Source organism: Mesorhizobium sp. RIZ17, assembly GCF_051127865.1.
In the GTDB taxonomy this organism is placed as follows: Bacteria; Pseudomonadota; Alphaproteobacteria; order Rhizobiales; family Rhizobiaceae; genus Mesorhizobium; species Mesorhizobium humile.
Window position 1 is genome coordinate 3,110,967 of sequence record NZ_CP147861.1, and the last position, 25,891, is coordinate 3,136,857.

The 25,891-nt window shown below is 57.8% G+C and carries 18 protein-coding genes and 1 pseudogene; 14 read left to right on the plus strand and 5 right to left on the minus strand.

What is annotated here, in order from left to right; translation table 11 throughout:
* Positions 1-349: 349 nt before the first annotated feature.
* From WDX12_RS15005 to WDX12_RS15015, 3 genes are all read left to right on the plus strand, one after another.
* Positions 350-1,630 (plus strand): NAD(P)/FAD-dependent oxidoreductase, encoded by a 1,281-nt coding sequence (locus WDX12_RS15005; RefSeq protein WP_434725376.1) that lies wholly within the window; start codon positions 350-352, stop codon positions 1,628-1,630.
* Positions 1,631-2,121: 491 nt separating this feature from the next.
* Positions 2,122-3,807, plus strand: coding sequence for a GMC family oxidoreductase (locus WDX12_RS15010; RefSeq protein WP_434725377.1), 1,686 nt, complete (start codon positions 2,122-2,124; stop codon positions 3,805-3,807).
* Between the two features lie 294 nt (positions 3,808-4,101).
* Positions 4,102-5,265 carry a M20 aminoacylase family protein gene (locus WDX12_RS15015; RefSeq protein ID WP_434725378.1) on the plus strand — a complete coding sequence of 388 codons (1,164 nt, stop codon included), beginning with the start codon at positions 4,102-4,104 and terminating at the stop codon, positions 5,263-5,265.
* A 465-nt stretch (positions 5,266-5,730) separates the two neighbouring features.
* Here WDX12_RS15015 and WDX12_RS15020 read toward each other — a convergent pair whose 3' ends face one another.
* A complete protein-coding gene (locus WDX12_RS15020) occupies positions 5,731-8,226 on the minus strand; it encodes a GcvT family protein (RefSeq protein ID WP_434725379.1) in 2,496 nt (831 codons plus the stop codon).
* 793 nt (positions 8,227-9,019) lie between these two features.
* Here WDX12_RS15020 and WDX12_RS15025 point away from each other — a divergent pair.
* The 11 genes and pseudogenes from WDX12_RS15025 to WDX12_RS15075 all read left to right on the plus strand — a co-directional run.
* Complete coding sequence (locus WDX12_RS15025) at positions 9,020-10,198, plus strand: M24 family metallopeptidase (RefSeq protein ID WP_434725380.1); 1,179 nt, start codon at positions 9,020-9,022, stop codon at positions 10,196-10,198.
* Between the two features lie 179 nt (positions 10,199-10,377).
* Entirely contained in the window at positions 10,378-11,223 is an 846-nt protein-coding gene (ehuB, locus tag WDX12_RS15030) for an ectoine/hydroxyectoine ABC transporter substrate-binding protein EhuB (protein WP_434725381.1), read from the plus strand.
* 58 nt (positions 11,224-11,281) lie between these two features.
* Complete coding sequence (gene ehuC / locus WDX12_RS15035; protein WP_434725382.1) at positions 11,282-11,947, plus strand: ectoine/hydroxyectoine ABC transporter permease subunit EhuC; 666 nt, start codon at positions 11,282-11,284, stop codon at positions 11,945-11,947.
* Positions 11,944-12,135: a hypothetical protein gene (locus WDX12_RS15040; protein WP_434725383.1), complete on the plus strand. Its 192-nt coding sequence runs from the start codon at positions 11,944-11,946 to the stop codon at positions 12,133-12,135. The genes ehuC (WDX12_RS15035) and WDX12_RS15040 overlap by 4 nt, the downstream gene beginning before the upstream one ends.
* A 317-nt stretch (positions 12,136-12,452) precedes the next feature.
* Positions 12,453-13,295, plus strand: coding sequence for a transporter substrate-binding domain-containing protein (locus tag WDX12_RS15045; protein WP_434725384.1), 843 nt, complete (start codon positions 12,453-12,455; stop codon positions 13,293-13,295).
* 139 nt (positions 13,296-13,434) lie between these two features.
* Positions 13,435-14,199: a maleate cis-trans isomerase family protein gene (locus WDX12_RS15050; protein WP_434725385.1), complete on the plus strand. Its 765-nt coding sequence runs from the start codon at positions 13,435-13,437 to the stop codon at positions 14,197-14,199.
* A 286-nt stretch (positions 14,200-14,485) separates the two neighbouring features.
* Positions 14,486-15,973: an aldehyde dehydrogenase family protein gene (locus WDX12_RS15055; RefSeq protein WP_434725386.1), complete on the plus strand. Its 1,488-nt coding sequence runs from the start codon at positions 14,486-14,488 to the stop codon at positions 15,971-15,973.
* Positions 15,974-16,823: 850 nt separating this feature from the next.
* Positions 16,824-17,489 (plus strand): ectoine/hydroxyectoine ABC transporter permease subunit EhuC, encoded by a 666-nt coding sequence (gene ehuC / locus WDX12_RS15060; protein WP_224689872.1) that lies wholly within the window; start codon positions 16,824-16,826, stop codon positions 17,487-17,489.
* Positions 17,486-18,154, plus strand: coding sequence for an ectoine/hydroxyectoine ABC transporter permease subunit EhuD (ehuD, locus tag WDX12_RS15065; RefSeq protein ID WP_126057679.1), 669 nt, complete (start codon positions 17,486-17,488; stop codon positions 18,152-18,154). Before ehuC (WDX12_RS15060) ends, ehuD begins: the two co-directional genes overlap by 4 nt.
* 1 nt (position 18,155) lies before the next feature.
* A complete protein-coding gene (gene ehuA, locus WDX12_RS15070; protein ID WP_143974811.1) occupies positions 18,156-18,968 on the plus strand; it encodes an ectoine/hydroxyectoine ABC transporter ATP-binding protein EhuA in 813 nt (270 codons plus the stop codon).
* Between the two features lie 475 nt (positions 18,969-19,443).
* A pseudogene (locus tag WDX12_RS15075) lies at positions 19,444-19,785 on the plus strand (helix-turn-helix domain-containing protein); the annotation flags it as partial.
* Between the two features lie 566 nt (positions 19,786-20,351).
* Here WDX12_RS15075 and WDX12_RS15080 read toward each other — a convergent pair.
* The 4 genes from WDX12_RS15080 to WDX12_RS15095 form a co-directional block, all read right to left on the minus strand.
* Positions 20,352-21,530 (minus strand): M24 family metallopeptidase, encoded by a 1,179-nt coding sequence (locus WDX12_RS15080; RefSeq protein ID WP_434725387.1) that lies wholly within the window; start codon positions 21,528-21,530, stop codon positions 20,352-20,354.
* 140 nt (positions 21,531-21,670) lie between these two features.
* A complete protein-coding gene (locus WDX12_RS15085) occupies positions 21,671-22,744 on the minus strand; it encodes a GlxA family transcriptional regulator (protein WP_434725388.1) in 1,074 nt (357 codons plus the stop codon).
* Positions 22,745-22,966: 222 nt separating this feature from the next.
* Positions 22,967-24,370, minus strand: coding sequence for an aspartate aminotransferase family protein (locus WDX12_RS15090; protein ID WP_434725389.1), 1,404 nt, complete (start codon positions 24,368-24,370; stop codon positions 22,967-22,969).
* 12 nt (positions 24,371-24,382) lie between these two features.
* A complete protein-coding gene (locus WDX12_RS15095; RefSeq protein ID WP_434725390.1) occupies positions 24,383-25,861 on the minus strand; it encodes an NAD-dependent succinate-semialdehyde dehydrogenase in 1,479 nt (492 codons plus the stop codon).
* Between the last annotated feature and the right edge of the window lie 30 nt (positions 25,862-25,891).

A 25,891-nucleotide genomic window follows, 5' to 3' on the forward strand; every position in this document is an offset into this window, starting at 1 on the left:
GATCATCAGATGCAATTCGCATTGGCCTACTTCACCCAACGTCAGTTCCAGCCCAGGTGATCTCAACACCGCTTTTAGGCACATCTCGCTGCGCAAAGCCGATTTCCTGCGTGGGGGGCGGGCGATTTGCATAAATCAGGCACTTACATGCACTACAGTTACCAAGGGCACTCGGAGCCGTCCAATCTTCTTATTGTAAGCAGCCTCATGCGGCTGGTTTTGTGAAGGATAACGCAACTACGCCTCCTCCCAAGGCGCACCTGCCCGGCAGCGAGCTCAGTCTCCTGCCGGGCGTGCTGAGGGTCTGCGCACCGAGGCAGCGTCGAGCCCCTTAATGATAGCGGACAGAATGCTGAACGATAGACAGTCGCATGGGCTTTGGGAGCGGACAGCTCCGCCGCCGCCTGCAACAGAGAAGCTGGTAGGCGACATCGTCGCCGATGTGGCGATCGTCGGTGCGGGCTACACCGGATTATCCGCTGCGCTGCACCTTGCCGAGCGGGGGCTGGATGCCGTCGTGATCGAGGCAGCCGAAATTGGTTTTGGCGCCGCCGGGCGGAGCACCGGATTGGTAAACGCCGGCCTCTGGGTGATGCCATCGGCCCTCAAGGAGACGCTCGGTCCGGTGTATGGTGGTCGTTTGCTGGATTTGCTGCGCGATTCGCCACGCACCGTCTTCGAGATCATCGACAGACACAACTTGCCGTGTGAGCTAAAGCGGGCTGGCACGATCCACTGCGGAGCCGATAAGAAGGGCGTCGCCGAAATCGCAGAGCGAGCGCGGCAGTGGCAGGCGCTCGACGCCCCGGTTCACATCCTTGATGCCGGCGAGACGCGTGCAAAGACAGGCACCTCGGCCTTCGCCACAGGGCTCCTCGACCTGCGTGCAGGAACGATCCAGCCGCTCGCCTATGTGCGCGGCCTGGCTGGCGCGGCGATTGCCGCCGGCGCGACCGTCTTCACCGCGAGCCCGGTCGAGCACATCGCGCGCGAGGGCGGCGTCTGGCGGCTAGCCACGCGAAGTGGAAGCGTCCGGGCCAAGTGGGCCGTTGTTTCGACCGACACCTACACCTCGCGCATCCTCCCCGAGCTGCGCCGCGAACAAGTGGTGCTGCCGTTCTTCCATGTTGCGACTGCGCCGCTAAGTCACAGAATTCGCCACACGATCCTGCCCGAAGGGCACGGCGCCTGGGATACCCGCACCGTGCTGACCGCTTTTCGCACGGACAATGCCGGACGCCTCATCGTCGGCAGCGTCGGCGCGCTCCGCGGCACCGGAATCGCTATTCATCGTAACTGGGCGCGGCGGCGTATCCGGGCGCTCTTCCCGCAGATCGGTGAGGTCGAGCTGGAGCACGAGTGGTACGGCCGGATCGGCATGACGAACGACCATCTGCCTCGCCTTCACCTTCCAGCGGAAAACATGATCGCGCTGACGGGTTTCAACGGACGAGGCATCGCGCCTGGCACAGTGTTCGGCCGCGAGCTCGCCCGCCATATCAGCGGCGAGCTGCCGCTCGACGGGATGTTCCTGCCGGTATCTTCCGCGCGGAGCGCCCCTTTTCGGGCCATCAGAGAAGGTTACTATGAGCTAGGTGCGCAGATCGCGCATTTGCCACCGGCCTGCTGATCTCGGGGGCACGGTCCTCGCGACCTCTGGGCATGAGCTAGCCGGAATGCACTCGCTCTGCCGTCGGTTGCCGGACGCGTGCGCTGCCGCCCCCCGCGCTACGCGTCAGCCCTCCAGGGATGCCGCAGCCTCGAGATAGCACTGGTGAAGGGCGGGTCGCTGCAATCGGCTTGAGATCCACCAGCAGCAGTAGACGAAACTAGAAGACCCGAAACGGGTGGAAAGAGTGGCCGCAAACACTCAAAAGATGAGGCTTCGGATTTCCTGCCGCTCATTGGGCGTGTCTAAACTCTCCCCGCACGGCTTCTGACAAGATGAGCTCCGTACGCCTACAAGCGGAGGGAATTGGCTATCTTCATAGTGGCCAACAGGATGGCGTGCTTCTGCGGAATTCGCACACAATCGCCGCTTTCCCGCCGAAAGACGGTCTCATTCGCAGATCTTCGCTTCAACGTTGTGCTAGCCTGCAGCCGCAGGATGGGGAGGAATTGTTGCTCTTTGACTATATAATTGTAGGTGGCGGCTCATCTGGATGCGTCCTAGCGAACAGATTGTCGGCCAATGGCAGTCAGGTGTTGCTCATCGAGGCGGGGCCTGATTTCCCCCCAAACGAAATTCCTGACGATATTCTCGACGGCAATCCCACACGCGCTTACTACAATCAGCGGTATCAATGGCCATCGCTTACCGCAGCCATCGCCCGAGATGGCAACAGACGCGTGCACTACGAGCAGGCTCGGGTCATAGGTGGAGGCTCCAGTATCAACGCTCAGGTCGCCAACCGGGGCGGCCCCGCCGATTATGATGAGTGGGCGTCCACCGGGGCAACGGGTTGGGACTGGGAAGGCGTATTGCCATATTTCCGTCGACTCGAATGCGATCTGGATTTTCGCGATCACTTCCACGGCAACAGTGGGCCGCTGCCAATTAGCCGGGCGGACAAACGAGAGTGGTCAGGGTTCGTCAATGCGGTGTCGACGGCTTTACAGGATGAAAATATACCCTTTCGGCCAGACTTTAACGGTGAGTTCCGCGATGGCCACTCAGTTGTTCCACTGACAAACCTCAACCGTCGCCGCGTATCAGCCGCGATGGCCTATTTGCCAGAGAGTGTCCGTGCTCGGCCGAATCTCAGAATTCTATCAGAGACTGTGGTCGTAAAACTCACCTTTTCAGGGCGACAAATAACGGGCGTCGATACTGAGAGTAAGGCTGGTCACCAATCTTATAGCGCCCCAGAGGTTATTCTATGTGCGGGCGCTATTCATTCGCCTACGATACTGATGCGATCCGGTATTGGTCCGGGAAGAGTGTTGTCAGAGGTCGGCATTCAAGTTGTCGCAAATGTTGAAGGAGTCGGAAAAAATCTCCAGGAGCATGCCGGGGTCGCCATCTCGGCTTACTTGAGACCGGAGGATCGGATGTCGCCGACCGCGACCGGATATATCCAGATGCATGCCCGGTATTCATCCGGTCACGACGGTTGCCCGCCTACCGATATGGCCATCTCAGCTCTGGCGAAATCTGCGTGGCATCCCGTTGGCAAACGTTTAGGGACGCTGAATTTCTGGGTCAATCGTGTCTATTCGACAGGAACGGTCTTGCTCAAGAGTTCGTCTCATCTCGTTGAGCCAGAAGTGAATTTCGATATGTTGAGCGACCAGCGCGACGCTGAGCGATTGAAAAACGCGTTTCGATTCGTTGCGAGACTGATAAATCATAAGGCCTTGACGCACACGGCGCTTGACCCCTTTCCTTCTACCTGGACTGGACGAGCAAAGCGGATCGGCAAGTACAACCGTTTGAACTACGGTCTCACCTCTTTTCTCGCAGCCCTTATGGATAGTTCCTCCTCGCTCCGACGGAGCCTGATCAGGTTTGCAATCACTGACGGTCGCAGCATCTCAGACCTTCTAAATAGTGACGAGCTTCTTGATAGCTTCGTACGACAAAACGTTTTTGGGAACTTTCATCCCACTTCAACTTGCAAAATGGGATCTGCGCATGATCCAAACAGTGTGACGGATTCGACTGGGCGCGTTCATGGACTATCGGGTTTAAGAGTCGCCGATGCTTCGGTGATGCCATTCTGCCCACGAGCAAATACCAACATTCCAACGATTATGGTCGCCGAGAAACTGTCTGACGCCATACTTCGTGAACGGGGGCGGCAATGAAGGTGACGTTTTCTCAAGGGGGGGTCTGCGCTTGCCGAATAACCAAGAATACTAGCCGACCGCCATAATCTAGAGGTCCGTTGCAAACGCGGGGATTTTGCCTCATCTCGAAGCGAGATGGGGCCGATACGCACAATGCATTGGACTGTAGCGGTTCATCCCTGGAAGCTTCCCAGTGATATAACACACTACGCGGAACCGCACATCTAGGATGCCCCCGGGAGCGGCGGCGCAGATGTGGCTCGAGCTAGCAGACCCGAGGCGCGGGTCTGCTCAATTTGGTAGGAGACAAGAATGCGCAGCGTCAATGATTTCCGGGATATTCATGATGAGGCTATCGCTTGGCGTCGTCACCTTCACCAGAATCCGGAACTTGGATACAACGTGCACAATACCGCCCGCTTCGTCGCCGAAAAGCTTGCTTCCTTCGGGATAAATCATATCGAAACGGGCATCGCCGAGACCGGTGTCGTCGCGGTGATCCAAGGTGCAGGCGGGGATGGACCGACGATTGGCCTGCGCGCGGATATGGACGCGCTGCCGATCGTCGAGGCTACCGGCAAGCCTTGGACTTCGCAGGTCGAGGGGAAGATGCACGCCTGCGGTCACGACGGCCACACCGCCATGCTGCTGGGTGCCGCTAAGCATCTCTCCGCCACGCGGAACTTCAAAGGTTCGGTGGCGCTCATTTTCCAGCCCGCCGAGGAAGACGGGCAGGGCGCCGGTCGAATGGTGCAAGAAGGCTTGATGGACAGGTTCAATATCTCCCAAGTCTTCGGTATGCACAACATGCCGGGCATCGACGTGGGCAGGTTCGGTATTCGCGACGGATCGATTATGGCGGCCCTCGACGAATTTGACATCACCATTACCGGCCGGGGCGGACACGCCGCAACGCCTCACTTCACTATAGATCCGGTGGTGGTCGGAGCACAGATCATCACGGCCCTCCAGACCTTGGTTTCCCGAAATCTCGATCCGACGGAAGCGCTCGTTGTGTCAGTGCCGAAATTCACCGGAAGTGAATCCTACCACATCATACCTGACTCCGTGACGCTGGGCGGAACCGTTAGGAGCCTATCGCCAGCATTGCGTGATTTTGCGGAAAAACAAATCAAGGTCTGCGCTGAAAATATCGCGGCAGCTTTCGGGGCTAAAGTGGAATATCGGCATAGGCGTCTCGAGCCGTTGACGTTCAACCACACAGCATCGACCGAATTGGCCGCCGCAGCCGCGCGGGCTCTTGTGGGGCGGGAGGCGGTCAACGAACAGGTCAAGCCGGTGATGGTCTCGGAGGACTTCTCTTACATGTTGCAGGCGCGACCTGGCGCGTTCCTATTCCTCGGCAACGGACCTACCGCCGGCTTGCACAATCCGACCTACGATTTTGATGACAATGCAATCCCTTACGGGATCGGCTACTGGGTCAACTTGGTGGAAGGCGGCTTGGCCGGTTAGCGCTGCTTACTCTCCTAAACTATGCCCGCGCGCCCATCAGATAGGTACGCAGCATTGCTAGCTTACTGGCCGCGCCGTCATGAGGCATGACAATCCGGCTCCGTCGTCTAACTGAGCAATCTGAGTCCCGAGCAAGTAGCCGGTCCCTCCACGCACCTGGCCGAGTATAGTCAGTGTGCGACCCGAAACCGGATCATGGTTTGGGAGACAAACCCATGGGCTGCCGTTCGACCTACTCAAACCAGAGCACAGTACCGTTCCCCCCACAGCTGAGGGCCGTTGAATACTTTGGCGGCAACTTGCGTCGTGTCTTTTGGGCCTATCGGGAATCCGCTGCCATTGAGGACCAGCATTAAGCTGGCCTATAGCACAACAACATCCTTGGCGTGTGGGAAGCTTTATCCCGCGAACCCGATGCAAGGCGCGCCAGCGACCAGAAGCGCTCCAAGATTGCGCGGTCTAATCTCAGGCCTTGAGGAGCTCTTTTGCGACCAACTCCTCCACAGCACGCCACTCGCCCCTCACGCGGCTGCGCCCCGCGTCATAGAATGGTCGCAGAGAAGCTATGGCGGAATAGCGTTCACCAGCGATCTCGATTTCGAATGACCCTCCGGACAGCCAATCAGCCGTCACCCCTTCTTCTGCCGTGAGATACCCCATCCCAATACCACAGCCCACAGTGTGGCCAAAACCAGCTGAGCGAAGGTAACCGACAAGGCTGCCGTTACGCCAGACAGGCTCGGTTCCGAACATCAACGATTTGGCATTTGGGGCAGCGAACTGGACCAGCCGCCGGCGCAGAGGATTGCCGCGCTGGGCCTCCTGTGCAGCGCGTCCAATGAAATTATCGGGCTTGTCCCAGGCAACCGTGAATCCCAGTCCCGATTCCAATGGGGTGTCCTCATCCCCGACATCTGCACCCCAGTCACGGTAGCCCGCTTCCAGGCGCAGCGTGTTGAGAGCAACATATCCGGCGTGGCCTAGGCCGAGATCGGCCCCGGCTGCCACCAGAGCGTCGTAGACCCCTAGTGTTTGTTCGGTCGGGATGTGAAGTTCCCACCCCAACTCGCCGACAAAAGTCATCCGGAATGCGAGCGCGAGGCTATACCCGACCTCGATTTCACGGGCCGTTGCGAAGGGAAATGCCTCGTTCGAAAAATCCGCAGGACTGACGCGCTGCAGTAACTCACGCGATCGCGGACCCATCACGGACAGGGTGGTATATCCGGATGAGACATCTGCAACCGAGACGTGGCCGGCTCCCTTGGCATGCAACCGCAGCCAGGAGAGGTCACGGGTGCGTTGGATTGCTGCTGTTACGACGAGAAATTCCTCCTCACCTATGCGTGCGATGGTGACATCGGACTCCATACCGCCACGTTCATTGAGCCATGGTGTATAGACGATGCGGCCGACCGCTACGTTCACATCGTTCGTGGACAAGCGCTGTAGCAGCGCAAGGGCATTCGACCCCTGTACCAAAAGGTGCGCGAAGGAGGTTTGGTCGAACAGAGTGACGCCCGCGCGGGTGGCCTTATGTTCCGCGCCGCTCCGTTCGAACCATTCGTCCCGGCCGAAAGTTGCTTGGTTTTCTTTTGATGATCCAGGCGCACCAAACCATTGGACGCGTTCCCACCCCGCGCTTTCACCGAAATTCGCGCCGACTGCGGACAGGCGGTCGTGCAGGGGGGACACGCGAACGTTGCGTGCCGTCTTGGCTGACTTATGCGGCAGATGAAGTGCCCAGAGGTTGCCGACCGCCTCCACCGTGCGGTCGTACAGATACCGCCTGTTCCGCTGGAAGGGCATTGATCGACGGACGTCCATTTCCCAGCAGTCTCCAGCCGGCAAGCCTGTCGACATCCATTCTGCCATGATCTTGCCCGCACCACCCGAGGATTCGATACCGCAGGAATTGAATCCAGAGGCGACATACAGACCTTGAATTTCAGGTGATGGCCCGAGGTGGAAGCGGTTATCAGGCGTGAAGCTCTCAGGCCCATTGAAATTCAGCTGAAGACCAACATTTGCCAGGACAGGCATGCGCTCGATAGCCGCAGAGAGATATGGTTCGATGTGGTCAAAATCTTCGGGCAACGAATCGAAACTGAAATCCTGGGGTATGCCGTTCATGCCCCAAGGTTTGCCCTTGGCCTCGAAGAAACCCACGAGCAGTTTGCCGGCGTCCGCTTTTGCATAGACGCGCGCGTCCATATCGCGGATCGTCGGCAGATCATGGGGTAGGTCGGGAATTGCCTCGGTGACAACATAGAAGTGCTCGGCCGCCTGTAACGGCACCGACCAGTTAAGTTCAGCAGCCACATTCCGCGTCCACAGGCCGGTGCAGATGACCGCGTGTTCAGCACGCACCGTTCCTTGACTGGTTTCCACGCCGACAAAACGGCCCTTCTCGACGAGAATGCGTGTGACAGGTGTCCGCTCAAGGATAGTTGCTCCACCCTGCCGCGCCCCAGTTGCGAAAGCACGGGCGGTATCGATAGCGTTGGTCATCCCGTCGGAAGCGATCCATGCGGCCCCAAGGACATCACTGACATCGAGTAATGGAACGCGGCGTTGGGCTTCCACAGCGCTTATCATCTCCACGTCAAGGCCAAACGAGCGGCCCATCGATGACCCGCGCTTAAGCTCTTCAAGGCGGTCCTGGGTCGCGGCGACAGTGATGGAGCCGGTTTGCCGAAAACCAGTTGCCTGACCGGTTAGATTTTCGAGGTCGCTGAACAGATCCGCAGAGTATTGAGCGAGCTTTGCCATGGTTTCGTTGGCGCGGAGTTGCGTCACTAGGCCCGCAGCATGCCATGTCGTGCCGCATGTCAGTTGGTCGCGCTCCAGAAGCAGAACGTCCCGGTGGCCGAGACGTGTCAGGTGATAGGCTATCGAGAGGCCGATAATGCCGCCTCCGATGACAACGTATTCGACATGCGATGGTACTTTGCTGGCCATTTGAAACCTGTTGGAGCTTGGGCGAAAGCGCGAGCTAAGGCGGACTGGTTATGGCCAATAAAATATTGTCAGATATGCTCTGACTTCCGCTGATCTGCATGCCAGGAGTGCAGTATTTCTGCGCCGTGAGGCGGCCCAATGCAGCGTGACTCCAGCAGAATGCACTTGGGGTAAACGTGGCGATGACTTGAAGGGCCGCCGCCGACCAGCGCTGCAATATAATCGTGATGGTGACTCTGGAGCGGAACGCGCCGAGATCGGCACCCGAGCGGTGGGTGAGCTCAGGGGAGTGGCCGCCGCCAGGGGCAAGCGCTTTTCCTCCTGAGCCAGCACGTGCCGAGAGGGGTCGAAAGGAAACCGGCGCCCTCATAAATATCGGGACCTTAGGCAGCGGTTCCCAGCATGCCGGCTGCCCGCGCCGCCACGATTGTCGTAAACGCCGGTGCCCCGAAGACAAAATCCATATGGGCACGATGGTGCAGATGGCCCAGCGTCAGGTGACGTGGGCGTCTTAGGCAAAGCCAGCGGCATTCTTCACCGCGCAATTTCTTGTGTGCGGGGCCCCGGCATCTCGAAGCGAGATGATGCCGATATAAACACTGCATTTGACTGAGAATGCCTTGAGACAAATGCTCGCCTGAGCATCCGCAACACAAGCAAAACTGGGACGTGCGGGATGCCACCGTGAGAATGGGCATCAAGATTTCCGGGCGTCGCCTGCGGTTGTCCTGGGCCGCACGAGCTTGGGCGAACTCAAGAGCGCACATGCTCAATTTCGAGAAGGACCATATGCATGAGCTACCAAAAACCTTTTCTGCGTGAGGAGTTCGACCGGCGCGTTCAGGACACGAAGAAGCGGATGCAAAAAGCTGGTCTTGATCTCCTCATCTGCCAGGATCCAGCCAATATGTACTGGCTTACGGGCTACGACAGTTGGTCCTTCTACACGCCGCAGGCAGTGCTAGTCCATGACAACGAGGATATGCCTCTTTGGTTCGGGCGACCGATCGACGCAAAATCGGCTACCGTTACAACAAACCTGCCGGCCGAGAACATCTTCGGATTCGCAGAGACTTTGGTTCACCATCCGGAAAATCATCCTTTCGATGATTTGTGCGGGCTCATCAATTCCAAAGGCTGGGGTTCCGACCGCATCGGCGTGGAGCTCGACACTCACTACTATACCGCGCGGGCCCATCAGCACCTCGTTAGAGGCCTCCCCAATGCGAAAATCTCGGACAGTCGGGAACTTGTAAACTGGGCGAGGCTCGTCAAGTCAGAAGCCGAGCTTGTCTATATGCGAGAGGCGGGCCGCATCATCAGCAGAACAATGCGAGAGGCGATTGCGAAGCTCAAGCCGGGAGTGCGCGACTTTGAGGTCGTAGGGGACATTTATCGCAATCAGATTTTGGGTGAGGGCAAGTTCGGCGACTACACGGGTCTGTGTCCCCTAATCCAGATTGGTGAGGGGACGAGCACATGCCACCTCACCTGGACGGGCCAGGCGATTCCCGAGTCAGCCCTGGTGGTGATGGAGCTTGGCGCGGCACGTCGCCACTATAACGCGCCCCTGACCCGCACAATTCACGTCGGACAGCCGCCACAAGAAATCTCGCGTCTGGCATCCGTGATCGTTGAAGGCGGCGACCTCGCACTCGAAGCGGCCAAGCCGGGCGTGGCCGTCGAAGAGGTAGCCGCCGTGTTCCAACGCACACTGAAACGGAATGGCTACAGCAAAGACAGCCGCGTCGGCTACTCAATTGGTGTTGGTTACCCGCCGGACTGGGGCGAACGCACTATCAGCATCCGCGCGGGTGAAACAACGCTATTGCAGGAAGGAATGTGCTTCCACTTCCAATCCGGAGTGTGGCTCGACGATTTTGGCGCAGCGATCTCAGAGCCTTTCGTGGTTACAGCGAAAGGTGGCCAGCGCTTCTGCGATGTGGAGCGCCGCTTGGTCATTATCGACTGATTATTAGCCCGTTAACTTTTCGAATAACGCCGGGCGGGCCCGGACTATGCGGCAATCGCCCAAACCGGTTTGTCACTCAACGAAATAGGAGATTAGCTTCTGCAAAAACAGCCTTCTACAAAGCTGGAAGTGCCCATCCGGGCTGCTGGATAACTCAACAAATAAGAAGGGAACGAGAAATGAAGATCAGAGTTTCATGCATTGCGGCTGGCTTGGGCCTTGCCGTCGCGCTTGCCGCTTTTCAGGTTCACGCAGGAGAACTAACCGACCGTATCTCCAGCGGCAAGTCCATCCGCATCGGCTTCGCGAACGAAGAGCCGTTCGCTTTTCCGGACAGTAGTGGTCACCCAGTGGGGTTTGTAAACGCGATTACTCTCGGCGTCCTTAAGCAGATGGGTTACGAAAACGTAGAGACCGTCGTGACAGATTGGGGCGGACTTATACCCGGACTGCAGTCTGGACGGTTTGACATGGCTACGGGGGGTCTCTACATCCTTAAATCAAGGTGCCAAAGCGTTACATTTTCCGAGCCTTTGGCGAAAGTGACCGACGCGCTTATCGTCAAAGCTGGCAATCCCAAAGGGCTGCACAATTATGCAGATATCGCAGCCAAGGGCGCGACTATGGTGACCGGCATAGGATATAGCAATATAGAGCAAGCGAAAAAGGCAGGAGTTCCGGAAGCTCAAATCATGCAAGTGCCGGGACAGACAGAAATTCTTGCAGCGGTCGAGGCGGGACGAGCAGATGCCGGGGCATCGGGATACCTGTTGTCTCGATCTGTGGCTGGCAAATCGGGTGGAAAACTTGACGTTACCGACCCGGATGCAATGCCGGAATCAACTCGGAACTGGGTGAGCATAGCCTTCCGAGAGTCGGACAAGGACTTTGTGGAGAAGTTCAACGAGGCTCAGAAAAAATACATCGGTACTCCCGAGATGATGAAGGCTGTCGAGCCTTATGGCTACGACCCAAAGCTGCTACCAAATGACAAGAGTGCGGAGTGGGTTTGCGCCAACCGCTGACCCCGCGCAGACACGGCCGGCGCCTTGCCTCCCGGCCGTGTCTGACGCAGGATGGCGAATGTCAATCTTGGAGTTTCTCCATAGCTTTGGCCAGGCGCTCTTACAGGGGACCTTGGTCACATGCGCGCAATTCTTGCTTGCTACGCTGGTCGCTGTAGCTGCCGCCGGGGCCGCCGGCATCGGCAAACTGTCGAGCAAGTGGCTTATCCGGAGTGTGAGCGTTGTCTACATAGAGATCTTCCGCGGAACGTCGCTGCTGGTGCAGCTATATTGGATTTTCTTCGTGTTGCCGCTGTTTGGTATAACGCTTCCGAACTTCACCGCCGGCTACATATCCGTCGGCCTCAATATCGGTGCCTATGGCGCCGAGATTGTCCGCGGCGCCATTGAGTCAGTTCCGCGCGGACAGTGGGAAGCGGGAACCGCGCTGTCGATGCCGCAGGGCGTGAGGATACGCAGGATCATATTGCCGCAAGCGCTGGCGATCATGCTTCCGCCTTGGGGTAATCTCCTGATCGAGCTTCTCAAGGGAACCGCCCTGGTGTCCCTCATCTCGGTCGCCGATCTCATGTTCCAGACACGCCAGATCAACGCCTCGACCTATCTGTCGGCGCAGGCGTTTGGAACAGCTTTGATTATCTACTACATCCTTGCCAGGTTCCTCATAACCCCGATGATGCGCTGGGCGGAACGCCTGGTTGCCCGGAGGCTTGGAAGGGCATGACATTCAACTGGCGCTGGGACTTTACGTGGGAGATCCTGCCACAGTTGTTGTGGGCTACCCTCAACACGTTGATTGCGGCCGGGGTCGGGTATGCAATTGCTCTGGTCGGTGGCCTGCTGCTCGCCCTCGTGCCTTTCGACGACCGCCTTCAGGATCAAGATCCGGAGATTGTCTTCCGGCGCGGCTGAAGGCATCGGAGACACGAAATCGCCTGGGTGAGGCTCAGGTCTCTCGCCTTACGAGATGCTCCCCGTGTCCTCCGCACCATCCCACCGATCTGGTCAGCCGTATTCAGTCTTCCGTTTCGATGGTGCTCGCGCACGCAGGATCTCTGCGCTTGGAGGGGAAGTTTCGCAGCTGCAACGCCCAACAGTTGCGTACTTCGCAGAAAGGAGCACCTAAAATGGCCTATCATACCTGATGCAAGCGTTTCTTGCTCGAAGTGCAAGGAAGAACGCCCATCGCCGCCGAGAGGCGCATTCACAGAACAAGAAAAGGGAACAAAATGGAACGTGTAATCAAGATTTTTCTGAGCATGGGGCTCGTCGTCGTTGGTCTGACGGCGCCCGCTTACACAGGTGAGCTTGCTGATCGCGTGGCAAGCGGCAAGACAATTCGTCTCGGCTTTGCTTCCGAGCCGCCACAGGCATATCCTGGTGAGGGCAACAAGCCTCTGGGGTACGTAAACGCCATTGCCGAAGGGGTTCTTCGTTCAATGGGTTACACCAATATCGAGCCTGTGGTGACCGATTGGGGTGGGTTGATCCCAGGGCTGCAAGCCGGCCGGTTGGACCTAATTACAGGTGGCATGTATATCAATAAAAAGAGGTGCGACAACATAACATTCTCGGAGCCTGTTTCCAAAGAAACAGATGTCTTCATGGTGAAATCCGGAAATCCGGAACAAATCACTACATACAAGGATTTGGTGACTAAGAGTGCGACCATGGTGACCGGAGCAGGCTACGCTGGCATCGAGATCGCTAAAAAGCTGGGCGTGCCCGCATCGCAGATTATGGAGGTTCCAGGAGGTACCGAAATTCTTGCGGCGGTGATCGCTGGTCGAGCAGCCGCTGGAGTGACATCTTATACAGTCGTCCAGGATATCGCAAAAAAATCGGGAGGGAAGGTAGAGGCCACCAATCCCGCCTTGATGCCGGAGGAATCATCCGCTTGGATAGGTATTGGATTTAGGAATTCAGACAAAGATTTCGTGGCAAAATTCAATACCGAACTGAAGCGCTATCTCGGAACGCCTGAGATGATGAAGGCTGCGGCAGAAGATGGTTACGACGAGAAGGCGTTGCCAGGCGATACAACAACGGAATGGGTCTGCGCTCATCGCTGAAAACTTGTGTGCTAGAGGTGGGCGACTGCCTCTAGCACAGCCAATTTCAGCAGCAGCCGCTCTGCGAAAAACCAGGGATGACATATCGGAAAGTACGAGTTTAGTCCGGAAACGGATCGTACGCACGGAGAACTTTGAGATGCCTAGTGAGACTGCGTTCTACACCACTCACGTTGAGCCATCATATCCCGCTGTGGCAACTGAGACCGTCATCGGATTGATAACCCCGTCCAATGACGTCCTCACAGAGCTTGAATTGCGCAGAATGATGCATGATGACAGCATCAGCTTCTGTGCCGCCAGGATGAAGCATCACGAGCCCAGTACTGTCGAAAACCTCTACCGCCATGTTGATGAGATCGCTAAGGTTGGCGAGCTATTCGATCCGCCAGATGTCGTCAAAGTATTCGCCTACGCCTGCACATCGGGATCCGCCATCATTTCGCAGAAAAGGCTGGAAGAGGAGCTACAGACAACCCGACCCGGGGCCTCCTTAACCTCACCGATGACAGGAGCTTTGCGCGCCTTCGACAGGCTCGGGGTGAAACGCATCGCTATGCTCACACCTTATATCGATCAGGTAGGCGCTGTCGTCACCGAGGCCCTCAGCAGGTCGGGTATTTCGATCTGCGCGTCTGCTTCATTCCACTGCAAGAACGATTCCGACATCGCCGGACTTTCCCCGGAAAGTATCTTCGAGGCCTCTTGCTCGTTCAATTCCTCTGAGGCTGAAGCTCTTTTCATTCCATGCACCCTCCTTCGGACCTCAAGCATAATCGACCGCCTGGAGGCGCGCCTCGGCAAGCCAGTGATAACTGCAAACCAGGCTATGCTGTGGGACGCATTGAGGCTCGCGCAATATGGGAAGCCAATAGTCGGCCATGGCCAGCTCCTGATGCTGTAATCTTCAAGAGTGCTAGATAAGGTCTCAAACTGCCAACCCCGCCCTTTGAACCCCGGGCATTGCAACCGCGGCCAACTCGCCGTTCGAGGTTCGGCTCCAGAATAGCTGAGTCCGGCTCACAAACGGCCAATATTAATTAGGCCCGAGCCTCTGCAAGCCGCCCTAATGCTCTGCAGGCCCGAAACGCGCAAATGCGAAGGAGTCTGCCTACTGACTCACCAAGAGCGAAAGCCTGCGCTTCTTTTGACCGGCTCGGATCGGATAACGGGTAAACTGGAGGACTTCGATGTCGAGCGCAGAAGTGATCAAGAATTTCATCGATGGGGAGTGGAGAGATTGTTCGTCTGGCAAACGGATCGAGGTTGATGACCCTTCAAACGGGGAGACGGTAGCGGTTATCGCCGAAGCAGGACCTGAAGAAGTACATCGCGCCGTTGCTGCCGCCGACCGCGTCTTTCGCGACCGCGTTTTGATAGACATGCACCCGTACGACCGTGGGCGCATGCTTTTCCGCGTGGCGGACGCACTTGAGGCACGCAGCGACGAGGTCGCGATCATTAACTGCATAGAGACTGGGAAGGCGTTGGACCTTGCCCGTGGCGAGGTTCGGACCGCCGTCAGATACCTGCGCTACTACGCCGGTTTGGCGGATAAGCTCGAAGGTCGGTCTATTCCGCGAGGGGCGGATCTTGTCGACTATACGGTCAGAAGCCCCTTCGGAGTGTCAGCCCAGATCGTTCCTTGGAACGGCCCCCTCGAACTGACGGCCCGTTCGCTAGCTTGCGCCATTGCAACTGGGAACTCAGTGGTAGTGAAGTCCCCCGAACTGGCTCCTTTATCAGGCATCGAACTTGCTCGCGCCTGTGAGACCGCGGGTCTGCCTGCCGGAGCAGTGAACGTGCTCACCGGGTACGGCCAGACGGCAGGCCAGGCGCTGATCGATCATCCCGATGTTCGCCACATCGTCTTTACGGGCTCCATGGCAACCGGGCGAACCGTGCTCAAGGCTGCAGCGGAGCGCATCGTACCCTGCATCATGGAACTGGGCGGCAAATCAGCCGCTGTCGTCTATTCCGATGCCGATCTCGATGCCGTCGTGGAGGCGGTGCGTATCGGAACCTATCTAAATGCTGGCCAGAATTGCAACAACCTAACAAGATTGCTTGTAGAGCGTTCAATCGCTGATGAAACGTTAGAAAGGGTGAAGGCCTGCGTCGAAGGACTGTCAATTGGGCCAGGGCGCGAAAACTGCGACATCACCCCGTTGATCTCTCAAAAACAGCGAGAGGGAGTCGAGAGAGCCTGCCAGATGGCCCAGTCGCAAGGAGCACGGCTTGTGGCCGGCGGAACTGCACTTTCGGAGCGAAGCGGCTATTTCATGGCGCCGACTGTATTTTCCGATGTCGCGCCTGACAGTAGTCTTTTTCAGAAAGAAGTCTTCGGCCCTGTTCTTTCCGTTACTGCTTTCGATGATCCGATAAAAGGTATCGAACTGGCAAACGATACCGATCAAGGCTTGGCAGCGGGCGTTTTCACCCGGGATATCGACCGGGCTCTTTGCAGCGCGGACCGCCTTTGGGCTGGCCAGGTGTACGTGAATGGATGGTACGTCGGCGGCGTAGAAACGCCGTTCGGTGGAGTGAAGCAGTCTGGCTACGGCAGGGAAAAGGGTCAGGAAGCCCTTGATGGATACGTGCAGACCAGAAATATTGGCATCCGGATCTCACAACCCTTGTCTGGTTCGGGAAGCAGCGTCCGCAACAGCTCCACATGACCTAGTTGTCGCCAGCAGTCGTTCGCCATCCGCCACACGTTGGTGTGGCGGCCGAGACGCCGACATTTGCTAGGATTTACTTTTCGTTGCGCGAACTTAGCGCCGAGCCCGATGGGCTGATCAGTGGCCACGGCTGCCAGGTCGAGGATTGAAAATTACTCAATTTATTGCGGTTCAGGTCATACGTCTGGCCCGCGGCACCCCCACTCCCTCTTTTCGAGCAGAATTTCTCGGACATCATTCTGAAGATTCCGACGACCTCGAACGGGTACCGCGCTGCCCTACGGACAGGCCTTGGCGTCGTTGGCGAACGCTTGCGTTAAAGCTCCAGCGATGCGGCGTCAGCTCTTGCCGGAAGGGCCAGCACGTTCCGCGTGGGGACCCGCAGCTCTGCTATGTCGCGCATTGCACCTCGCCACGCTGATGCCTCCTGTGAATGTGAGATCACGCGAGTTCTCGTATTCCGGGGAGGGGTCGCCGCCGGCCGCTCGCCAGCCAGGTCATTGATGTGTGGATGCCGAGTTGCTGGGTAGGCTTCCCGCCGGGTTGACGCATAGTCTCCCCCTGCCGCTGCCCCCCAACGGAACAGGTGTTTCGTCGATCGGAGTGTGCGCCAATACCCAAAAGGACGCAGTTTTCCTGCGGAGCGCCAGCCATAGGAGCCCGAACCGGTCTTGGAAGCGTGCTACCTTGACGGCCAGACGGAGGGTTATGGAAGGACATTTGTCGGGTCACGTGAGCTCTGAGATACGACCCTACGCTCAAGAGGCAGGACCGCAGAGCTAGCGCCCTTCACTGACGGTGGCATTCCGGACTAGGCCTTACTTTCGATGCGTAAAGAGGATGGTGAATGTCAATCTTGGAGTTTCTCCAAAGCTATGGCCATGCACTCTTACAGGGGACGTTGGTCACATGCGCGCAGTTCCTGCTCGCTGCTCTCATAGCGATCTTGGTCGCCCATGTGGCAGGACTTGGAAAGATTTCGAGAAACCCGCTGGTCCGCGGGGCGTCGGTGATTTACATTGAAGTGTTCCGCGGAACGTCGCTGCTGGTGCAGCTATATTGGATTTTCTTCGTGTTGCCGCTGTTTGGTATAACGCTTCCGAACTTCACCGCCGGCTACATATCCGTCGGCCTCAATATCGGTGCCTATGGCGCCGAGATTGTCCGCGGCGCCATTGAGTCAGTTCCGCGCGGACAGTGGGAAGCGGGAACCGCGCTGTCGATGCCGCAGGGCGTGAGGATGCGCAGGATCATATTGCCGCAAGCGCTGGCGATCATGCTTCCGCCTTGGGGTAATCTCCTGATCGAGCTTCTCAAGGGAACCGCCCTGGTGTCCCTCATCTCGGTCGCCGATCTCATGTTCCAGACACGCCAGATCAACGCCTCGACCTATCTGTCGGCGCAGGCGTTTGGAACAGCTTTGATTATCTACTACATCCTTGCCAGGTTCCTCATAACCCCGATGATGCGCTGGGCGGAACGCCTGGTTGCCCGGAGGCTTGGAAGGGCATGACATTCAACTGGCGCTGGGACTTTACGTGGGAGATCCTGCCACAGTTGTTGTGGGCTACCCTCAACACGTTGATTGCGGCCGGGGTCGGGTATGCAATTGCTCTGGTCGGTGGCCTGCTGCTCGCTCTTGCACAACGCACAAAGTGGCCCGCACTGACATTTGTCGTCAGGGAGCTGATTGAATTCATCCGATCCACGCCCTTGGTCCTGCAGATTTTCTTTGTTTTCTACGTCGGACCCCAGTTCGGGATTTTCCTGTCGCCCTGGGTATCCGGCATCTTTGCGATCGGTCTGCACTATTCGGCCTATCTCTCGGAGGTTTACCGCGCAGGCCTCAATTCCGTGGCTCCCGGGCAATGGGAAGTGTGCCGTGCGCTGAACATGTCCCCCCGCGTCACCTATGTACGCATCATCATCCCGCAGGCGCTTGCGCCTGCGGTGCCAGGCCTCGGCAACTACCTGGTGGGCATCCTCAAGGACACGCCCATGCTGTCGGTAATTGGTGTCATGGAGCTAATGCACACGGCCAATGCGTTAGGGTCCGAGAACTACAGGTATCTGGAACCTTTTACATTGGTTGGCCTGATTTTCCTCTTGATCTCGCTTCCGACGGCCGGACTCGTCAGGATGTTCGAACGACGGCTGCGGCTGAGACTAGGACTGTAACATGAGCAATACCGACTATCCCCTTGAACTGCCGGAGCATGACCGCCCCATGGTCCGGTTCATGAACGTCAGCAAGAGCTACGGAAGGCTCAACGTCATCAGCCACCTCGATTTTGACGTGGCCGAAGGCGAGATGGTTACCATTATAGGACCCTCGGGGTCCGGGAAGACCACGGTGTTGCGAGCCCTTATGACACTCGAAACTATCAATGGCGGCGTGATATACGTTGACGGCAAGCCATTGACACACATGCCCCGCGATGGGGTCCTTGTGCCGGCAGACGAGCGATACCAGCGGAAGATTCGCTCCTCGATCGGGATGTGTTTCCAGCACTTCAACCTGTTTCCGCATATGACCGCGATCCAAAACTGCATGGAAGGCCCAGTCCAGGTACTGGGGCTTTCGAGGAAAGAGGCGCTTGAGCGATCCGAAGAGCTCCTGAAAATGGTGGGTATGATCGACAAGCGTGACCAGCATCCTTCCCGTCTATCAGGAGGACAACAACAGCGCGTCGCCATAGCCCGCGCGTTGGCGATGCGGCCCAAGGTGATGCTTTTCGACGAAGTCACTTCCGCCCTCGACCCCGAAGTCATCGGCGAGGTGACACATGTCATTCGAAAGCTAGTCGCCGAGCACAATCTAACCATGATCATGGTCACGCATCAGATGGGCTTTGCTCGCGACATCTCTGACCGCGTGTGCTTCTTTTATGGTGGCTCGATAGAGGAGCAGGCGCCCCCGCAAATATTGTTCACCAGCCCACAGCGCGACCGCACCAAGCAGTTCCTCTCTGCCGTCAAGGAAGCGGTTTGAAAGATCCGCATTGAGCCTTCGTCCCCGATTGCATGGCCTTGACCCGCTGAGGGACTACGGTCATGGAGCGTTCAGTCCCGTCCCGACCGGTCAGCGAAGTTTTGGCCTAGAGGCTTTGATGGATCGAGGCGCAGTTCCTCTCGTTGCCCGAAGGCGATGGCCAGTCAGTCTGGCAACTGGCGCTTTGCGCGACATCCGTCGCGAAAGGACCGCTGCTGTCCAACTCCGCCCATTTTATTGCTGGGCAAAGATTGGTCTCATGAAGGCCAGCATGCCTCCACTTCAGAGCTTGCTACGGCGCAGACGCCTTAGGGGTCTGACGTTCTAAGTGCATCTGATAGCGAGACCATCTTGTCGTAAGATGAATCCGATCGGCAAACTGAATTTGACATAGAACCTCAGAGCGGTGGAACGTACCGGGGTTCAGTTCTTGCCTAGGTTCGCATTATCAAGATTAACCAGGACTGAAGCTTGAATGACAGCACCCCTCTCCAAGAGCCTGCGCGAGCGCATCGTACTTGCGATTGAAGCTGGCGAGAGCTGCCGGTCGGTTGCGGCTCGTTTTGGGATTGCAGTTTCTTCCGCCGTTAAATGGTCGCAGCGCTACCGAATGAGCGGTTCTATCGAGCCTCGCAAGATGGGTGGCCACCGAAAGCGAGTTCTGGAACCTCACCGGGATTTCATTCAGGAGCGAATCGACAAGGCCCCGCATTTGACACTACATCAGTTGAAAGCCGAGCTTGAGGCACATGGTGTGAAGGTCTCACATGACACCGTTTGGCAATTCCTGCGGCGTGAGGGGCTAAGCTTCCAAAGGTGGACAAGCTCCGTGCCAATTTTGCGTGGCGACGCCAAAGCCGAGCCCGAGCAGACCCTGCATACTTGATTGGGTTATGCCGGGACCTGATGCAGAGTCATTCTTCTCGATGATGGGTAAGCTTGATAACGCTTTCAGGCTCTCTCATGTCTTATGCCTGTATCGCTCGACGGAACACCGCTGTCGTCGTGGCGCTCCCATGAAGAACCCGGCCCATAGCGCATCCCCGGATTCGGAGGACAGGCCGCATCAAAACCTGGTTCAAACGTCTAGCGTCGGTTGCCAGACCCTGGGCGTCGCCCTTCCCAAGTCGATCGAGCCCGCCGCTACGTCGGTCGCGCGCGCGGGGCGCGCCGCAAGAAGCTGAACGTACGCGAAAGGCCCGGCACCGGCAGCCGCGACGGCTTCGACGGCAATACCGAAGCGGGCCTCTGCCTCATGCCGCTGAACCGGCTTCTTCGAACACTGATTAAGGCCGGCGCATCGCTCTCTTTGCTCGACGGTTGCCGAATTGCGATGGAGTTGGCGGTCGATCGGCGTCCCAGCGGGGGATCCATCATTGCCGATCAATGTTTGACATGGATCTCTCGCGGGAAGCTGGTCAGAGTCTCGCAGCCGTCAGCAGTTACGAGGATGGTTTCGCTCACTTCGATCCCCCAGCCGTCCATCCACATGCCGAGGATCGAATGTAGGACATTGCCCGGCTTCAGGATCGTCTTGTCTCCCTGGCGCAGGCTGATCGTGTGCTCGCCCCAATCTGGCGGATAGGCCGCGCCGATCGAATAGCCAATGCGGGATTCCTTCTTCAGGCCGTAACGCTGGATGACCTTGCGCCAGCTCGCCTCGATGTCCTCCGCCAAGACGCCAGGCCTGATCGACGCAAGCACGGCCTCCATGCCTTCGAGCACGGCCTTGCCGGTGTCGCCGACCTTGGCTGGCATGGCGCCCAGCTGAAGGGTCCGCGCCAGACCGGCGGCATAGCGACGAACGACGCCGGCCAGCTCGAGCGCGACGGTTTCGTTGTGGCCAAAGCGACGATCGCTCCACATGATGTGCGGCGCCGATGCATTTTCGCCCCCCAGTATTGTCGGTGGTAGGGCGGTGATGTCGCCGGCGAAATCCGGCGACCCAGCTACCTGAGCGGCTTGGATTTTGGCGATGGCGTCGCACTCGCGAACGCCTGGCGCTATCACCTCATAGGCCGCGGTGACCGCCGCCTCGGCAAGACGCGAGGCTTTGCGTAGGTAGCCGATCTCGGCTTCCGATTTGACGCTGCGGATCCAGTTCACCAGAAGGTCGGCGTCGTGGAACACTGCGTTTGGCAGGCCCGCTGTCAGGCGCGCATGCGCCTTTGGGGAATAGTAGTAGGCTTCAAGCTCGATGCCGATATTGCCGCGCCCCCAGCCCTTCCTGTCGATCCAGGCGGCAATCCAGTCCATCGGATGACGGTCGGTGCGCTGGACATGATCTTCGGGAAAGCCGACGACGTTCTCCCGCTTCATCCAAGCCGTCAGCAACCCGCCGGCGGCATCCATGGCGCGACCGATCCAGACCGGCTCCTCGTCGGCGTGCGGGACCAGGACCATCTGCGGCGTGTAAAACGACCAGCCGTCATACCCGGTGATGTAATGCTGGTTGGCGACGTCGTTGACGATGAGAAGATCGAGGCTGCGGCGCGCCATTTCCGCGCGGATAGCGGAAAGCCTGCTGCGGTATTCGTCGGGGTGGAATGGCAATGGTGTCATGTTGAGAAAATCCTCTTCTATCGCACCCGGGTCGACCCAGAGCGAGCCCGGTTTTCGAACCTGACAATCGACACGAGCTCATCGACGTGAGCCCATCACCAACACCAGCGCCATAACCGATCTTCACAGAAAACGCTCTGCTAGTGGCAGTTTGGCACTCGTTCGTAACTTAGCCTCCGGTCGATTTTTCTGATTCTATTTTCTTCCGGCGCGCTCGACCGCGTTTTTTTTCGTTGGTGAACTGGCAGTCGTGATTGATGCGGCGCGCACCCGTAGGCGTCGCGGTACGCTTTTGAGAAGTGCGATGCGGAGATAAAGCCGCAAGCCATCGCTATCTCGACGACCGGCAGCCGGGAACTGATGAGCAGCAGATGCGCCCGTTCCAGGCGAAGATCCAAATAATAACGGCTTGGAGAACATCCCAGTTCACTCCTAAACAGCCGCTCGATTTGACGTCGGGAAAGTCCGGCTGATCCCACAAGTTCGTCCAATAGCAATGGCTCCGTAAGGTTTGCCTCCATCTCCTCGATTATCTTGATGACCGCCCGATGGTTTAGTTGCACTCGTGAGTGGAGTGGCAAACGTTGGCGGTCACCCGCTGAACGGGTCCTGCACGCGATAGCTTTTTCACAAATACGATTGACGACTATCGTGCCATGGTGATGGTCAACCAAATCTAAAAACATGTCGAAGGGAGCATCCCCCCCGGCGCAGGTGTACAGGTCTCCATCCCGCTCAAAGGCAGTTTGAGCGGCGGACACATCCGGAAAGCGCTCAGAGAATATAGGAAACTGTTCCCAGTGAACCGCGCAACGCCGCCCTTGTGCAACCCCAGCTCGAGCAAGCACTATCGTGCCGCTACATATGCCTACCAGGCAACTGCGGTGGTTTCTGCACTCGCGTAACCAGGCTTCAAGCTGTTTGTGCGAGTCAGGAGCATTATGGGCGCCGACGACGACGACGGCGGGTGTTGAGATTGATCGACGAAATCTTTCACGTTCGAACGACAACGACGATCCGGCCCATACCAACAACCCGCAACTTGAGGCCACGGGCTCCCCGTCGTCCGAAACGATCTGCCAGCTATACACTTCACGCCCCAACACTTCGTTGGCGAGCCTCAGCGCTTCTACTGCCGACGAGAACGCCTGCAGCGAAAAGGCCGGTAGAAGGTAAAAGCAAAAATTTCGGCAGGTCGACTGTGAGTCTAGCATCCCGGGAGTTCCTTCTCTGCTAGCCTGATCTCTCGTTGCTGCCATGCCAAAATAGGGCGACCGGCTTCGTTCATTGGATTGGCGCTGCCACCGCAGTCGGGGCCGATGGTTCTCCCGCTAACTATCCATTGATCTGCACTAGCGTCGTCACTGGTGACCACCAAGTATGCTATGCCTGCCTCGGGCAGACAGCTCTGGCATTGCAGGCTCGGGTCGCCCGCCTCAAATGCTAAGACCCTCTCTCGCTAGCTCATCCATAACGAAGCGCACTGCACTTCCTGCGATACCAACGATCTCTTCCACTTCAGCCTTTGTTGCCACCAAAGGAGGAGCGAAGCCCAGAATGTCACCATGCGGCATGGCGCGGACGATCAGGCCACGGTCGCGTGCTGCCTTGGAGATGCGTGCACCGACCTTCAACGACGGGTCGAAACGCTTCTTGTTGTCGCGATCGGCGACAAATTCGATTGCGCCCATAAGACCGACGCCGCGCACTTCGCCGACGATCGGCAACTGCGCGAACTTTTCCTGCAGCTGTGCCTGGAAGAACGCGCCGACGTCACGTGCATTGCCGGGGAGGTCTTCTTTCTCGACAATGTCGAGGACAGCGTTGGCCGCGGCGGCGCCGATGGGATGACCAGAATAGGTGTACCCGTGCGAGAATGCGCCGACCTTGTCAGCCCCATCCTCCAGGACTTTATATACCTTCTCACCGACGATTGCCGCTGAAAGCGGGAAGTAGGCCGACGTCAAACCTTTAGCGACCGTGATGAGGTCTGGTTCGATGCCATAGTGCTGCGAGCCGAACATGGAACCGGTGCGGCCGAACCCTGTGATGACTTCATCGGCAATGAGCAGCACGTCGTGCTTCTTGAGCACGGCCTGAATTGCTTGCCAGTAGCCTTCCGGCGGAGGCGTGATGCCGCCGGTGCCGAGCACCGGCTCGCCGATGAAGCCGCCCACATTTTCTGGCCCCAGCCGCTCGATCAGCTGATCAAGTTCCTCGCCGCGCCGCGCTGAAAATTCGCGTTCGGACTCGCCTGGGGTGGCGCCCCAGTAGTGATGCGGAACACCGGTGTGAACAATCTGCGGAAGTGGCAGGTCCATGTGGTCATGATAGAAGCTCATGCCCGTCATCGAGCCCGACACGACGCTGCAGCCGTGATAGCCGCGTTCACGCGAGATGATCTTCTTCTTAGTCGGCTTGCCGCGGAGATTATTATAATACCAGACGAGCTTGGCCTGCGTCTCGTTGGCGTCCGAGCCGGACATGCCGTAGAACACCTTGCTCATTTTGCCCGGCGCCATCTTCACGAGGCGATCGGAAAGGATTGCGAGCTCATCCGTCGTGTGGGCGGCGTAGGAATGATAGTAGGCCAGACGGAAAGCCTGGCGGGAAATCGCTTCGGCGACTTCGGTGCGGCCGTACCCGACGTTGACGCAATAAAGGCCGGCGAATCCGTCGATCAGCTGGTTGCCATGCGCATCTTGAATGCGGATGCCTTTGCCCGTCTCAATGATGGTCGGATCACCGAGCTTGCCGGTGGCAAAATCCTTGAGCTGTGTGAAAGGATGCAGGACAGAATTTCTATCCTTCTCGCTGATGTCCTTGATGTTGATACTCATGCGTCTGTCCCTTCAGTTTGCCGTATTACCGATGCACACGTATTTGGCTTCCAGATATTCGGCGAGACCATGCCTTGAGCCCTCGCGGCCGAGCCCGGATTGTTTCCATCCGCCAAAGGGTATGGGGGCGCCGGTGAATTTCGGGGTGTTGACGGCGACCATGCCGTATTCCAACTGATCGGTTAGCCGCATGGCGCGATTCAGATCTCTTGTGTAAACGTAAGCCGCAAGGCCCATTTCCGAGTTGTTGGCTCGCGCAAGCACTTCCGCCTCCTCATCGAACGGAAGGACTGCCGCCACCGGCCCAAAGGTCTCTTCCTTCGCGACCAGCATGTCGTCCGTGACATCGGCGAGAACAGTCGGGGTGACGAAGTTGCCCCCGAGAAGACTATCCTGTCCGCCAACAACGATGCGAGCCCCGGAACAAAGAGCTTCGGACACCTGCCGTCTGCACTTTTCGGCGACGGATTGTCTGGTCATTGGGCCAATATCGACGCCGGGTTCGAATCCGTGCCCGACTTTCAGTTTAACCGTGGCCTTCGCGAATTCTTCCACGAAGCGCTCATAGTTTCCTCGCTGAACATAGATCCTATTGGCTGCCAGGCAGTCCTGACCGGATGTGGCAAATTTGGCTGCTATGCATCCAGCTACGGCTGTCTCCAAGGGAGCATCATCGAAAATAATAAAAGGAGCATTGCCGCCGAGCTCAAGTGACGCCTTCTTCACGGTTTTTGCCGACTGCTCGAGCAGGATCCGACCGACCTCGGTCGAGCCCGTGAAGGAGAATGCCCGCACATCGCTATGATCCATTAGCCGTTTTGCGAGTGGGGCAGCCTCTCCTGTGATCACCTGAAAGACCCCAGCGGGTACTCCTGCCTCCTCGGCAAGGCGGGCAAGCGCCAGAGCGGACAAGGGCGTTTCCGGGGCTGGCTTGACAATCATCGTGCAGCCCGCAGCCAAGGCGGCTCCTGCTTTCCTGGTGATCATCGCCGACGGAAAGTTCCAAGGCGTGATAGCGACCGTCACTCCGACCGGCTGCATCTGCACGGAGAGCCGGCTGCCCGCAAGATGGCTCGGAATGGTCTCGCCATATGCTCGCTCACCCTCTGCCGCAAACCAGTCAAGAAAGCTGGCGGCATATAAAATTTCACCGTGCGCCTCGGTTAATGGTTTGCCTTGTTCAGCGGTCATGATGGTGGAAAGGTCTTCCGCATTCTCGCGCATACCGGCGGCCCATCTGCGCAGACATGCGCCCCGTTCCCAAGGAAGAACATTGCGCCAATGTTCAAACGCAGTTCTCGCGAAGCTGACCGCGTCATCTACATCGGACACCTCACAGGCAGCCACGTGAGCCAAGTCCTGGCCAGTAGCCGGGTCAACCACCAAGATCGTTTCAGCCTTGGAGAGCCAACCTCCGTTCACATAGGCGCAGTTTTGGAGGAGGTCCTGCCTTTTGAGCCCCTTTAACGCGGCAGTTGCTGTACCTTTCATCACTAACCTCACGATCGACAGTTCATTTCC